The sequence below is a fragment of the Cellulomonas olei genome (genome assembly GCF_039548315.1).
GTDB lineage: Bacteria > Actinomycetota > Actinomycetes > Actinomycetales > Cellulomonadaceae > Cellulomonas.
In genome coordinates, this window is the sequence record NZ_JBCLVN010000085.1 from 1 (window position 1) to 12,331 (window position 12,331).

The following is a 12,331-nucleotide window of genomic DNA, read 5'->3' on the forward strand; positions in this document are numbered from 1 at the left end:
GCCGTCGCGGGACGGGGCTTCCCGGTGCGGCCCGCGCCGGCAGCTCCCCTGCCCGCCGCCCCTCTCGCCGGCGCGGGCGCCTGCCCGCGGGCGGCGTCGGTGCGGCGCGCCGCCTCGCGGCTCACGTCGTCCCCGGCCCCGGTGCGGGGCGCGGCGGGGCGACGAGGGGCGGGCATGGACCCGATTGTGCCCCGCCCGGCCCCGCCCGCCCCGCAGGTGGCCCGGCCGTGTCCGCCGCCACGCACACGATCCGCACATCCCCCGGCCCCGCGAGGTCGGCACGTCCAGGCGAGGTCGGCAGCTCCAGGTGCCGACTTCGCACCGGGACTGCCGACCTCGCGGACCAGGCGCGGGTCGGACGGGGGTGGACGCGCCGGAGGCCGGCAGCCCCGTCAGGGCTGCCGGCCTCCGGTGTGAGCGTGAGGGCTCAGGCCTTCCAGCGCGGGAAGGCCGACGCGCCGGCGTAGCGGCCGGCGTCGTCCAGCTCCTCCTCGATGCGGAGCAGCTGGTTGTACTTGTTGATGCGCTCGCCGCGCGCCGGGGCGCCGGTCTTGATCTGGCCGGCGTTGGTCGCGACGGACAGGTCGGCGATGGTGACGTCCTCGGTCTCGCCGGAGCGGTGCGAGGTCATCGTCGTGAAGCCGTTGCGCTGGGCCAGGGTGACGGCGTCCAGCGTCTCGGTCAGGGTGCCGATCTGGTTCAGCTTGACCAGGAGGGCGTTCGCGGCCTTGAGCTCGATGCCCTTGGCCAGGCGCTCCGGGTTGGTGACGAACAGGTCGTCGCCGACGATCTGCACCTTGTCGCCGACCTTGACCATGAGCTCGGCCCAGGAGTCCCACTCGTCCTCGGACAGCGGGTCCTCGATGGAGACCAGCGGGTAGTCGGCGACGAGGCCCTCGTAGAACGCGACCATCTCGGCCGGCGTGGTGGCCTTGCCCTCGAACTGGTACGCGCCGTCCTTGAAGAACTCGGTGGAGGCGACGTCCAGGGCCAGCGCGACGTCCTTGCCCGGCACGAAGCCGGCCTTCTCGATCGCGACGAGGATGAGGTCGAGCGCGGCGCGGTTCGACTCGAGGTTCGGCGCGAAGCCGCCCTCGTCGCCGAGACCGGTCGACAGGCCCTTGCTCTTCAGCACGGACTTCAGCGAGTGGTAGACCTCGGCGCCGGTGCGCAGGGCCTCGCGGAAGGTCGGCGCGCCGATGGGGGCGACCATGAACTCCTGGATGTCGACGTTGGAGTCGGCGTGCGACCCACCGTTGAGGATGTTCATCATCGGGACGGGCAGCACGTGGGCGTTCGGGCCGCCGACGTAGCGGAACAGCGGCAGGTCGGCCGAGTCGGCCGCGGCCTTCGCGACGGCGAGCGAGACGCCGAGGATCGCGTTGGCGCCGAGCTTGCCCTTGTTCGGGGTGCCGTCGAGGTCGATCAGGGCCTGGTCGACCAGGCGCTGCTCGGTGGCCTCGAAGCCGATGAGCTCCGGGGCGATCTCGTCGATGACGGCGTTGACCGCGTCCTCGACGCCCTTGCCCAGGTAGCGGGACTTGTCGCCGTCACGGCGCTCGACGGCCTCGAAGGCACCGGTCGAGGCACCCGAGGGCACACCGGCACGGGCGATCGTGCCGTCGTCGAGAGCGACCTCGACCTCGACAGTGGGGTTGCCGCGCGAGTCCAGGATCTCGCGGGCGCCGACGGCCTCGATGCTGGCCATACGTGCTCCTTCGACAGTTCGGGTGGGGATGCGTCCTCAGCCTAGTGCCGTCCGCCGCGTGCGTCGGTGGGACCTTCGGCGAGCGCCCGGTGAACACGCGACGACGGGCCCCGGGCGGCCGTGGCGGCCGGTCCCGGGGCCCGTCGTGCGGGGGCGTCAGAGCGCGGCGACGATGCGCTCCACCTGGTCCTTCGCGTCGCCGAACAGCATGGCGGTGTTCTCGCGGAAGAACAGCGGGTTCTGCACGCCGGCGTACCCGGTGGCCATCGACCGCTTGAACACGATCACCTGCTTGGCGTGCCAGACCTCGAGCACCGGCATCCCGGCGATCGGCGAGCCCGGGTCCTCGAGGGCCGCGGGGTTCACCGTGTCGTTCGCGCCGATGACGAGCACCACGTCGGTGTCCGCCAGGTCGTCGTTGATCTCGTCCATCTCGAGCACGATGTCGTACGGCACCTTGGCCTCGGCGAGCAGCACGTTCATGTGCCCGGGCAGGCGCCCGGCGACGGGGTGCACGCCGAACTTCACGTCGACGCCGGAGGCCCGCAGCCGCGCGACGAGGTCCGCGACCGGGTACTGCGCCTTGGCCACGGCCATCCCGTAGCCGGGGGTGATGACGACCGAGCCGGCGTTCTTGAGCAGCTCGGCGACCTCGGCGGCCTGGATCTCGCGGTGCTCGCCGTAGTCCTGCGCGGACGCGCTCACCGTGCCGCCCTCGGCGCCGAAGCCGCCCAGGATCACGCTGATGAACGAGCGGTTCATCGCGCGGCACATGATGTACGACAGGATCGCACCGGAGGACCCGACGAGCGCGCCGGTGACGATGAGCAGGTTGTTGCTCAGCATGAAGCCGGCGGCCGCCGCGGCCCACCCGGAGTACGAGTTGAGCATCGACACCACGACGGGCATGTCGCCGCCGCCGATCGCGGCGACCAGGTGCCACCCGAGCGCCAGCGCGACGACCGTCATGCCGACCAGCGGCACGAGCGACGGGCTCGCCAGGAACCACGCCATGAGGCCGCCGGACACGACGAGCGCGCCGAGGTTCAGCCAGTTGCGGCCCGGCAGCGTCAGCGGGGCGGACTTCATCTTCGCCGACAGCTTGAGGTACGCGACGACGGACCCGGTGAAGGTCACGGCACCGATGAGCACGCCGAGGAACACCTCGACCAGGTGCACGGCGTCCGCGTGCGTCTCGGTCAGGTAGGAGTTGAAGCCGACGAGCACGGCCGCGATGCCGACGAACGAGTGCAGCATCGCGATCATCTCGGGCATCTGCGTCATCTCGACGCTGCGCGCCCGCCACGTGCCGACGGCGATGCCGATGACGAGCACGAGGGCGATGAGCAGCAGCGTGACCAGCGGGCTGCGCTCGGACTGGTCGAGGCTGAGCACGACGGTGGCGGCCAGGGCGAGGCCCATGCCGACCATGCCGAGCAGGTTGCCGCGCCGGGCGGTCTCCTGCTTGGACAGCCCCGCGAGGCTCAGGACGAACAGGACGGCGGCGACGAGGTACACGCCCTGGACAGCGGAGGTGAGCATCTCAGGCCTCCTCCTTCCGGAACATCCCGATCATGCGGTAGGCCACGAGGAAGCCACCGAAGATGTTGATGGAGGCGACGCTCGCCGCCGCGAACGCGAGCGCCGACACCACCCAGTCGTCGCTGCCGATCTGCAGCAGGGCGCCGACGAGGATGATCCCGGAGATGGCGTTCGTCTGGGCCATCAGCGGGGTGTGCAGCGAGTGGCTGACGTTGGAGATGACGTAGTAGCCGACGAACACCGCGAGTACGAACACGGTGAAGTGGCCGAGGAACGCGGCCGGCGAGAACGTGATCGCCAGCGCGAGCAGCACGGCGCCGAGCGCGAGCCCGACCATCTGCCGCCGGCCCCTGCGCGCCGCGGCCTCGCGGGCGAGCCGGGCCTTCTCGGCCGGGTCGACCGGCGCGACGGCGGGCACCGCGTCCGCGGCGGGCGCCGCGGAGACCTGCACCGGCGGGGGCGGCCACATCACCTCCCCGGCCTTCGTCACGGTCATGCCGCGCTGCACCACGTCGTCCACGTCGAGCACCAGCGCGCCGTCCTTGCCCGGCGTGAGGAGCTTGAGCAGGTTGACCACGTTGGTGCCGAAGAGCTGCGACGTGTGCCGCGCCATCCGGCTGGTGAGGTCGGTGTAGCCGAGGATCGTCACGCCGTTCGCGGTGACGACCTTCTCCCCCGGGACGGTGAGCTCGCAGTTGCCGCCGCCGGACGCCGCGAGGTCGACGATCACGCTGCCCGGCCGCATCGCGGCGACCATCTCGGCGCTGATCGTGCGGGGCGCGGTGCCGCGCACGAGGGCCGTCGTGACGACGATGTCCGCCTTGGCCGTCTCCGCCGCGTACATCTCCGCGGTGAGGCGCTCCTGCTCCTCGGTCAGCGCGCTCGCGTAGCCGTCGGCGCTGACCTCCTGCTGGGCGGCCTCGGCCTGGACGAACGTCGCGCCCATCGACTCGATCTGCTCGCCGACCTCCGGGCGCACGTCGTACGCGCGCACCTGGGCGCCGAGGCTGCCGGCGGCGCCGATGGCCGCGAGCCCCGCGACGCCGGCTCCGATGACGAACACCGTGGCGGGCGGCGTCTTGCCCGCGGCGGTCACCTGGCCGGTGAACATCCCGCCGAACTCCTCGGCGGCCTCGATGACGGCGCGGTACCCGGCGACGTTGGACATGGTGCTCAGGACGTCGAGCGCCTGCGCGCGCGAGATGCGCGGGACCGCGTCGAGGGCCAGGGCCGAGACGCCGCGGGCCGCGAGGGCCGCCACGAGCTCGGGGTGGGAGGCCGGGGCCATCATCGACACCAGCGTCGCGCCCGGGGTCAGGGCGGCGATCTCGGCGTCACCCGGGGCGTTCACGGCGGTGACCACGTCGCTGGCCCAGACCTCGGCGGCGTCGGCGAGGGCCGCGCCGGCCTCGGCGTAGGCCGCGTCGGGGAAGCTCGCCGCGGCACCCGCGCCGTGCTCGACCACCACCTCGTACCCGAGCTTCGCGAGCTGGGCGACGGTGGCGGGCGTCGCGGCGACCAGGCGCTCGCCGGGCCGGCTCTCCTTCGGGACGCCGATCCTCATCGACCCCTCCTCATCCGTGGACGCGCACCCGGGGGTGCGCTGGACCGGCCGCGCGGGGGCGTGGCCGCGACCATCCTGCCCAGCCCGGGGGCGGGGCGTGCCGGACCTTCGGCCCGGCAATCGCTTTCCTGCTGCTGGGGGCGGTGTGACGAACCTCGCGGCGGGCCCGGTCAGTCCGCCTGCTGGACGCCCGCGGCCTCCGCGGCCCGCAGCCGGGCCTCCCACGCCGCCGTCGCGCGCCGCAGCTCGCCCTCCGCGTCGAGCCCCTCGCGGCGGGCCTCCTGCACGAGCGCCAGCAGCCGCGCGCCGAGGTCGGCGCCGTCGGCGGTCCCGTCCCCGGTCGCACCGGCGGCCGTGTCGAGGCCCGCACGGGCCGCCCGCGACGCGACCTTCTGCGCCCGGGCCAGCGCCCCCATCGCCAGCGGGACGCCGTCGAGCACCGACTCGCGCTGCTTCTCGACCCGCTTGATGCGCTCCCACTGCCGGTGCACGCCGTCGGCGCCGTCGACCTCCGCGCCCGCGAAGACGTGCGGGTGCCGGCGGACCAGCTTCGCGACGAGGTCCGCCGCGACGTCGTCGACGTCGAACGGGTCGTCCGGGTCCTCCTGCGCGATGCGGGCGTGGAAGACCACCTGCAGCAGCAGGTCCCCCAGCTCCTCGCGCAGGTTCGCCCGGTCGCCGCGCTCCACGGCCTCGGCGACCTCGTAGGCCTCCTCCAGCACGTACGGCACCAGCGACGCGTGCGTCTGCTCGGCGTCCCACGGGCAGCCGCCCGGCGAGCGCAGCCGGTCCATGACGGCGACGAGCCGGCGCAGCGGGTCCCCGGCCCCGGCCTCGCCCCCGGCACCCGGGTGCCCGTCGCCGGGCCCGCCCGGCCGCGAGGTGCCGGGCGCGGCGGTCACGGCGTCGCGTCCGCCGCGGCGTCCTGGGCGACGAGCCACGGGTAGGTGGTGGACCCGATCGTGCCCTCGTCGGTCCGCGTGCCGTAGCGGGGGTTGATCGTGAAGTCGAGCGACGACAGGTCCTCCTGCAGCGCCGTCAGCCGCGCGTCGGCGTCCGAGGCGCCCTGGAGCGCCTGCAGCGAGAGCACGTAGCGCATCACGTCGACGGCGGGCTCGGAGAACTCGCGGTCCTCGGTGCCGCCGGCCGCGGCGACCTGCTGCTGGAGCGCCTCGCCCGCCTGCTCCGGCGACACGCCCACGCCCGCGTCCTTCGCCGCACCCACGACGAGCGGCTCCTGCACGAGGACGCCCACGATCGCGGACTGCGTCACGCCCTGGAGCACGTCGGCGAGCTCGCGCGTGGCGCTGTCGACGTCGGCCGCCGACACGACGCGGTCACCGACCACCGCCGCCGCGCCGGGCTGACCCCCGCTGCACGCGGCGAGCGCCGCCACCAGCGCCGCGGCGCCCGTCACCGTCAGCAACCGCCTGCTGGACCTCCGCGTCACCGCACGCTCACCTTGCCTTCTCCTGGTCGCACCCTCGCCCGACCGGGCCATCGTAGAGGCCACGCCTGGCAGCCCGGGACGCCACGCGCGCGGACGGCCCGAGCGGCCGGGGCGCGCCGGTCAGCGCCCGGCCGTGCCGACACCCGCCGCCGCGGCCACGTCCCCGAGCACGACCGCGTCGATGAGCTGGCGCGCCCACGTCAGCACCGCCTCGCCGTGCAGGGGCTTGCCGCCGATGCGCGCGGTCGTCGGGAACGGCACCAGCACCGTGCGCAGGGCCGGCTTGAGCACCGAGCCCGGGTAGAGGCGCTTGAGCCGCAGCTGTGCGGACTCCGGCAGCTCCACCGGCGCGAACCGCACGAACCTGCCCTGCGCGGTGACGTCGCTCAGGCCGGCCGCGCGGGCGTGCAGCCGGAACCGCGCGACAGCGAAGAGGTTCGTCACCGGCTCGGGGATCGGGCCGTACCGGTCCACCAGCTCCTCGGAGATCTCCGTCAGCGCCGCCTCGTCCGCTGCCGCCGCGAGCTTGCGGTACGCCTCGAGCCGCAGCCGCTCGTGCGCGATGTAGTCGTGCGGGATGTGCGCGTCCACCGGCAGCTCCACGGTGACGTCCGGCAGCTCCTCCGGCTGGTCGCCGCGGTAGGACGCCACGGCCTCGCCGACCATGCGGATGTACAGGTCGAACCCGACGCCCTCGATGTGGCCCGACTGCTCGCCGCCCAGCAGGTTGCCCGCGCCGCGGATCTCGAGGTCCTTCATCGCCACGGCCATGCCCGCGCCGAGGTCCGTGTTCGCGGCGATCGTCGCGAGCCGGTCGTGGGCGGTCTCCGTCAGGGGCTTCTCCGGCGGGTACAGGAAGTACGCGTACGCGCGCTCGCGCCCGCGGCCCACGCGCCCGCGGAGCTGGTGGAGCTGCGACAGCCCGAGCCGGTCGGCGCGCTCCAGGATGAGGGTGTTCGCGTTGGAGATGTCCAGGCCGGTCTCGACGATCGTCGTGCAGACCAGGACGTCGAACCTCTTCTCCCAGAAGTCGACGATCACCTGCTCGAGCTGGTGCTCGTTCATCTTCCCGTGCGCGACGGCGACGCGGGCCTCCGGGACGAGCTCGTTCAGCCGGGACGCCGTGCGCTCGATGGACTCGACCTTGTTGTGGACGTAGAACACCTGGCCCTCGCGCAGCAGCTCGCGGCGGACGGCGGCGGCGATCTGCTTCTCCTCGTACGCGCCGACGAAGGTCAGCACCGGGTGGCGCTCCTCCGGCGGCGTGGCGAGCGTCGACATCTCGCGGATGCCCGTGACCGCCATCTCCAGGGTCCGCGGGATCGGGGTCGCGGACATCGCGAGCACGTCGACGTTGGTCCGCAGGGCCTTGAGCGTCTCCTTGTGCTCGACGCCGAAGCGCTGCTCCTCGTCGATGACGACCAGGCCGAGGTCCTTGAACCGGATCTCGCCGGTGATGAGCCGGTGCGTGCCGATCACGATGTCGACCGAGCCGTCGCGCAGGCCGTCGACGACCGCCTCGGACTCCGCCTTCGTCTGGAACCGCGACAGCGCCTTGACCGTCACCGGGAAGCCCGCGTACCGCTCGGTGAACGTGTCGAGGTGCTGCTGGACCAGCAGCGTGGTGGGCACGAGCACCGCCACCTGCTTGCCGTCCTGCACGGCCTTGAACGCCGCGCGCACCGCGATCTCCGTCTTGCCGTAGCCGACGTCGCCGCAGATCAGCCGGTCCATGGGGATCGGCTTCTCCATGTCCTGCTTGACCTCGTCGATCGTCGCGAGCTGGTCCGGGGTCTCCACGTACGCGAACGCGTCCTCCAGCTCGCGCTGCCACGGGGTGTCCGGGCCGAACGCGTGGCCCGGGGTCGCCATGCGGGCGCTGTAGAGCCGGATGAGCTCCCCGGCGATCTCCTTGACCGCCTTGCGGGCGCGCCCCTTGGTCTTCGCCCAGTCGGAGCCGCCCATCTTGTTGAGGCTCGGGGCCTCGCCGCCGACGTACTTGGTCACCTGGTCGAGCTGGTCGGTCGGCACGAACAGCCGGTCCCCCGGCTGGCCGCGCTTCGACGACGCGTACTCGATGACCATGTACTCGCGGGTCGCCGCGGCCGCGCCCGAGCCGATGGTCCGGGACACCAGCTCGACGAACCGGCCGACGCCGTGCTGCTCGTGCACGACGAAGTCGCCGGGCCGCAGCTGCAGCGGGTCGACGACGTTGCGCCGGCGGCTGGGCATGCGGCGCATGTCGCGCGTGCTCGCCCCGGGGCGGCCGGTGAGGTCGGACTCGGAGAACACCGCCAGGCGCAGCCCCTCGGCCACGAAGCCGGGGCCGACCTGCGCCGGGGTGACCAGCACGACGCCGCCCTCGGGCTCGGCCTCGAGCGCCGGCACCAGGCGCGCGGGGACGTCGGCGGCGCGCAGCTGCTCCGTCATGCGCTGCGCGGGGCCGTGCCCCTCGGTCGCCAGGACCAGGCGCCAGCCGTCCTGCTGGAGCCGCCGCACGTCCGCGACGGCGCGGTCGACCTCGCCGCGGTAGCGCTCGACGTCGCGGGCGGCGACGACGAGCGTCTCGACGCCGTCCGCGGCGCGCAGCCCGTCCGGGTCCCCCTCCGCGGCGTCGGCGTCGAGCGTGAACGGGCTGAGGGTCCACCAGCCGAGCCCGCGCACGGCGGCGAGCGCCCGGACCTCCGCGAACGAGGCGAACGACGCGGCGGACAGGTCCAGCGGCGTCGCCGCACCGGCCGCGGCCGACGTCCACGCCGCCTGGAGGAACTCCTCCGTGGTGGCGACCAGGTCGTGCGCCCGCCGGCGGACGCGCTCGGGGTCGGCCAGCACGAGCAGCGCGTCGTCGGGCACCAGGTCGAGCACCGGGACCATGCGGTCCACCAGGGCGGGGGCGAGCGACTCCATCCCCTCGACGGCGATGCCCTGGGCGAGCTTGTCGAGCATGTCCACGGCACCCGGCAGGCGCTCGACGAGGGAGGCGGCGCGCTCGCGCACGTCGTCGGTCAGCAGGATCTCCCGGCAGGGCGGTGCCCACAGCCCGTGGTCCGCGATCTCGAGGCTGCGCTGGTCGGCGACGGAGAACCAGCGGATCTCCTCGACCGTGTCGCCCCACAGCTCGATGCGCAGCGGGTGGTCCTCGGTCGGCGGGAACACGTCGAGGATGCCGCCGCGGACCGCGAACTCGCCGCGGCGCTCCACCATGTCGACCCGGCTGTACGCCGCCGCGACGAGCCGCTCGGCGACGTCGGTGAGGTCGGCGCGGTCGCCGGGCGCCAGCGCGACGGGCTCGAGCTCGCCCAGGCCGTCGACGACGGGCTGCAGCAACGCGCGCACCGGCATCACGAGCACCCGGATCGCCCCCGCGTGGCCGGGCTCCGGCTCGGGGTGCGCCAGCCGGCGGAACACCGCGAGCCGCCGGGCCACCGTGTCGGCCCGCGGGGACAGCCGCTCGTGCGGCAGCGTCTCCCAGGACGGCAGCACGGCCACGTCGTCGTCAGGCAGGTAGCAGCGCAGCGCGGCCGCCGTCTCGTCGGCGTCGCGCCCGGTCGCCGTCACGACGACGAGGGGCCGGCCGGCCGCGGAGCGGGGGCGGTCCGACGGCGGCACCGCCTCGCCGGCCGTCGCGCGGGCGCCGGCGAGGGCGGCGAGCAGCGGCGGCCGCACGCCGGCCGGCCCCACGACGTCGACCGCGCCGCGCGCGGGCACCAGCTCGACGGCGCGCGCCACCGCGGGGTCGGTGAGCAGGACGGGCAGCAGACCGGCGACGTTCATGGGTTCCTTCCGCCACGGGGGCGCACAGCACGAGAACCCCGGATCCAGGGGATCCGGGGTGGGTGCACCACTCTACGAGCGCCCACCGACAGGCTCACCCGGGAGCAGATCCTTGACACGATCTCACCCAGTTTGTCCTAATTTGCCCAGGAGGTTTCGCCTTCAACGGACCCGGTCGGGCAGGACCCGGTTCACCAGCCCGGCCCGCCGGGCCCGCCGACGGCGTGCACCCACCCGCGCCGCACCCGCCCCCGGGCCCGCCCGGGACAGCACCGGCCACCCCTGCCGCCGACCCACCGGGAGACGACATGACGGGAACCGCACCCGCGCCCGGCGCGCCACCGGCGGCACCCCCGGCCCCCGCCGGTCCGGCACCGGCCGCGCCCGACGGCGCCGCCACGCTGCTGCCCGTGCTGTGGAGCCTCAACGGCCTGCGGGCCGTCGGCGCGCTGCTCGTGATGCTGTACCACATCAACTCCTGGAACCTGCAGGTGGTGCGCGGCTCCAGCGCCGGGTTCACGGGGGTCGGGCTGTTCTTCGTCCTGTCCGGGTTCGTCCTGACGTGGACCGCCCGGCCCGGCACCACCGTCGGCACGTTCTACCGCCGGCGGCTCGCGCGCATCCTCCCGAACCACGTCGTCACCTGGCTGCTCGGCCTCGCGATCGCCGTGGTCCTGCTGGAGCAGGTGCTCGACCCCACCACCGCGCTGGTCGGCCTGCTGCTGCTGCAGGCCTGGTCGCCGGACGCCCAGCTCGTCTTCGCGGTCAACGGCGTCACGTGGTCGCTGTCGTGCGAGATCGCGTTCTACGTGGCGTTCCCGCTGCTGCTGTGGGGCCTGCGGCGCCTGCGCCCCCGCACCCGCACGGCCGTCGCGGTCGGCGCGCTGGCCGTCCCCCCGCTCGTGGGCGTGCTGTGGCCCGCGACGATCCCGCTGCTGTTCCACCTGCCGCCGGCGCGGCTCCCGGAGTTCGTGCTCGGCATGGTCACCGCGATGGCGGTGCAGGAGGGGTGGCGGCCCCGGGTGCCCGCACCGGTGCTGCTCGGCCTGCTCGCCGTGGGCATCCTCGGCGCGGCCGCCGTCACCGTGCACCCCACCGTGCTGACCGCCGCGCTCGCCGTCGTCTTCGCGCCGCTGGCTGCCCGCTGCGCGTGGGGCGACATCCACGGCGGCAACCGCTGGGCGCGGCACCCCGCTGTCGTCGTCGCTGGGGCGCTGTCGTTCTCCTTCTACCTGCTGCACGAGCTCGTCATCAAGATGGTGCTCGTGACCCCGCTGCGCGGGCCCGGGACGATCCCGCTGGTGCTCGTCGTGTCCGCCGCGCTGGCGTTCGGCCTGTACCGCGGCGTCGAGGTCCCCGTGCGCGCCCGGCTGCTCGCCGGCTCGCGGCAGCCGCGGCCGTCGCTCGCCGAGCTCGGCGCCGCCGCCCACGCCCCCGCGGAGCGCCGCCCGCGGCACTCGCGCCCCCGCTCCGCGGCGTGGTCGTTCCCCGTGCCCGCCACGGCAGGTCCGGCGGTCGCGCTCGCCGTCGCGGCACCGCCCGCGGGCGCTGCGGCGCTCGGCTCGGCGGTCGGCTACGGCGCAGGGGGCTCATCGGTCGGCCTCGCCGCACCGGACTCGGCCGTCGGACCCACCGCCCCGGGCCCGGCCACCCCGGGTCCGGACACCGGTCCGGCCGCCGCCTCGGCGGGCCGCGGCGGGTCCGGGGCGACCGCAGCACCCGGAGCGTTCGCCGGGCCTGCGATGCCCGGAGCGTTCGCCAGCCCCGCGGCGGCCGACGGGCCCGTCACGTACGCAGCGCCCGGTGGGTCCACCGCACCGGCCGCACCCATCCCCCCGGTCCCCTCCGCCGACGACGCCCGGTGGGCGGGCCCCCCGTCGCCCGGCGCACCCGGCTGGCGCCCTCCCGCCGCGCCGCGCACGCCTCCGCCCGTGCCGGTGCGCGTGCGGCCGTGGGCACCGCCGCCGCCTCCCGGCCCGGTGTCGTCTCCCGGTTCCGCCGCGTCGTCGGGCGCCGCCCCGGCCGACGGCGCACCCCTGCTCTGACGGGCGCGCCCGGCGGGGTCGTCCCGCCGCGGGGCTCGCCGGGACGAACGGCGCGCGTCAGGACGCCGTGCGGTCCGGCAGCGCGGCCGGGGCAGCGCGCCCGCCGCGTCCGCGGCCCCAGAAGTCGCCCGCCGTCCCGCGGGGCCCGCGGGCGGGGACGACCGGCACGACCCGCGGGACGACCGGCCCCGGCCGGGCCTCCTCGGCGCGGGCCGGGGGGCGCGTGACCAGGGCGACCGGGGACGCCG

General features: G+C 75.0%; 8 protein-coding genes. 1 reads left to right on the top strand and 7 read right to left on the bottom strand.

Translation table 11 applies throughout. From position 1 onward, the window contains the following. Positions 1-427 precede the first annotated feature (427 nt). From eno to mfd, 6 genes are all read right to left on the bottom strand, one after another. Positions 428-1,708, bottom strand: coding sequence for a phosphopyruvate hydratase (gene eno, locus AAHH18_RS17705; protein WP_283321166.1), 1,281 nt, complete (start codon positions 1,706-1,708; stop codon positions 428-430). 156 nt (positions 1,709-1,864) lie between these two features. After that, a complete protein-coding gene (gene pntB, locus AAHH18_RS17710; protein ID WP_283321168.1) occupies positions 1,865-3,250 on the bottom strand; it encodes a Re/Si-specific NAD(P)(+) transhydrogenase subunit beta in 1,386 nt (461 codons plus the stop codon). A 1-nt stretch (position 3,251) separates the two neighbouring features. Continuing rightward, positions 3,252-4,814: a Re/Si-specific NAD(P)(+) transhydrogenase subunit alpha gene (locus AAHH18_RS17715; protein WP_343302520.1), complete on the bottom strand. Its 1,563-nt coding sequence runs from the start codon at positions 4,812-4,814 to the stop codon at positions 3,252-3,254. A 170-nt stretch (positions 4,815-4,984) separates the two neighbouring features. Next, entirely contained in the window at positions 4,985-5,716 is a 732-nt protein-coding gene (locus AAHH18_RS17720; RefSeq protein ID WP_343302521.1) for a MazG family protein, read from the bottom strand. After that, complete coding sequence (locus AAHH18_RS17725) at positions 5,713-6,264, bottom strand: SurA N-terminal domain-containing protein (RefSeq protein WP_283321171.1); 552 nt, start codon at positions 6,262-6,264, stop codon at positions 5,713-5,715. The genes AAHH18_RS17720 and AAHH18_RS17725 overlap by 4 nt, the downstream gene beginning before the upstream one ends. A 120-nt stretch (positions 6,265-6,384) precedes the next feature. Next, positions 6,385-10,038, bottom strand: a complete 3,654-nt coding sequence (mfd, locus tag AAHH18_RS17730) for a transcription-repair coupling factor (protein WP_283321173.1) — start codon at positions 10,036-10,038, stop codon at positions 6,385-6,387. A gap of 308 nt (positions 10,039-10,346) precedes the next feature. On the opposite strand from mfd, the gene AAHH18_RS17735 reads away from it, so the two are divergent. Continuing rightward, the gene (locus tag AAHH18_RS17735) at positions 10,347-12,083 is read left to right on the top strand and encodes an acyltransferase family protein (protein ID WP_343302522.1); all 1,737 of its coding nucleotides are present in this window, start codon (positions 10,347-10,349) and stop codon (positions 12,081-12,083) included. A 57-nt stretch (positions 12,084-12,140) separates the two neighbouring features. On the opposite strand, the gene AAHH18_RS17740 is transcribed toward AAHH18_RS17735, so the two are convergent. Next, the coding region (locus AAHH18_RS17740) for a hypothetical protein (RefSeq protein ID WP_343302523.1) at positions 12,141-12,331 on the bottom strand (191 nt) is incomplete at its 5' end.

What these genes read in the sequence shown, in the direction of transcription:
- AAHH18_RS17715 (WP_343302520.1), bottom strand. Translation starts at nt 4,814, where the DNA reads ATGAGGATCGGCGTCCCGAAGGAGAGCCGGCCCGGCGAGCGCCTGGTC.
- eno (WP_283321166.1), bottom strand. Translation starts at nt 1,708, where the DNA reads ATGGCCAGCATCGAGGCCGTCGGCGCCCGCGAGATCCTGGACTCGCGC.
- AAHH18_RS17735 (WP_343302522.1), top strand. Translation starts at nt 10,347, where the DNA reads ATGACGGGAACCGCACCCGCGCCCGGCGCGCCACCGGCGGCACCCCCG.
- pntB (WP_283321168.1), bottom strand. Translation starts at nt 3,250, where the DNA reads ATGCTCACCTCCGCTGTCCAGGGCGTGTACCTCGTCGCCGCCGTCCTG.
- mfd (WP_283321173.1), bottom strand. Translation starts at nt 10,038, where the DNA reads ATGAACGTCGCCGGTCTGCTGCCCGTCCTGCTCACCGACCCCGCGGTG.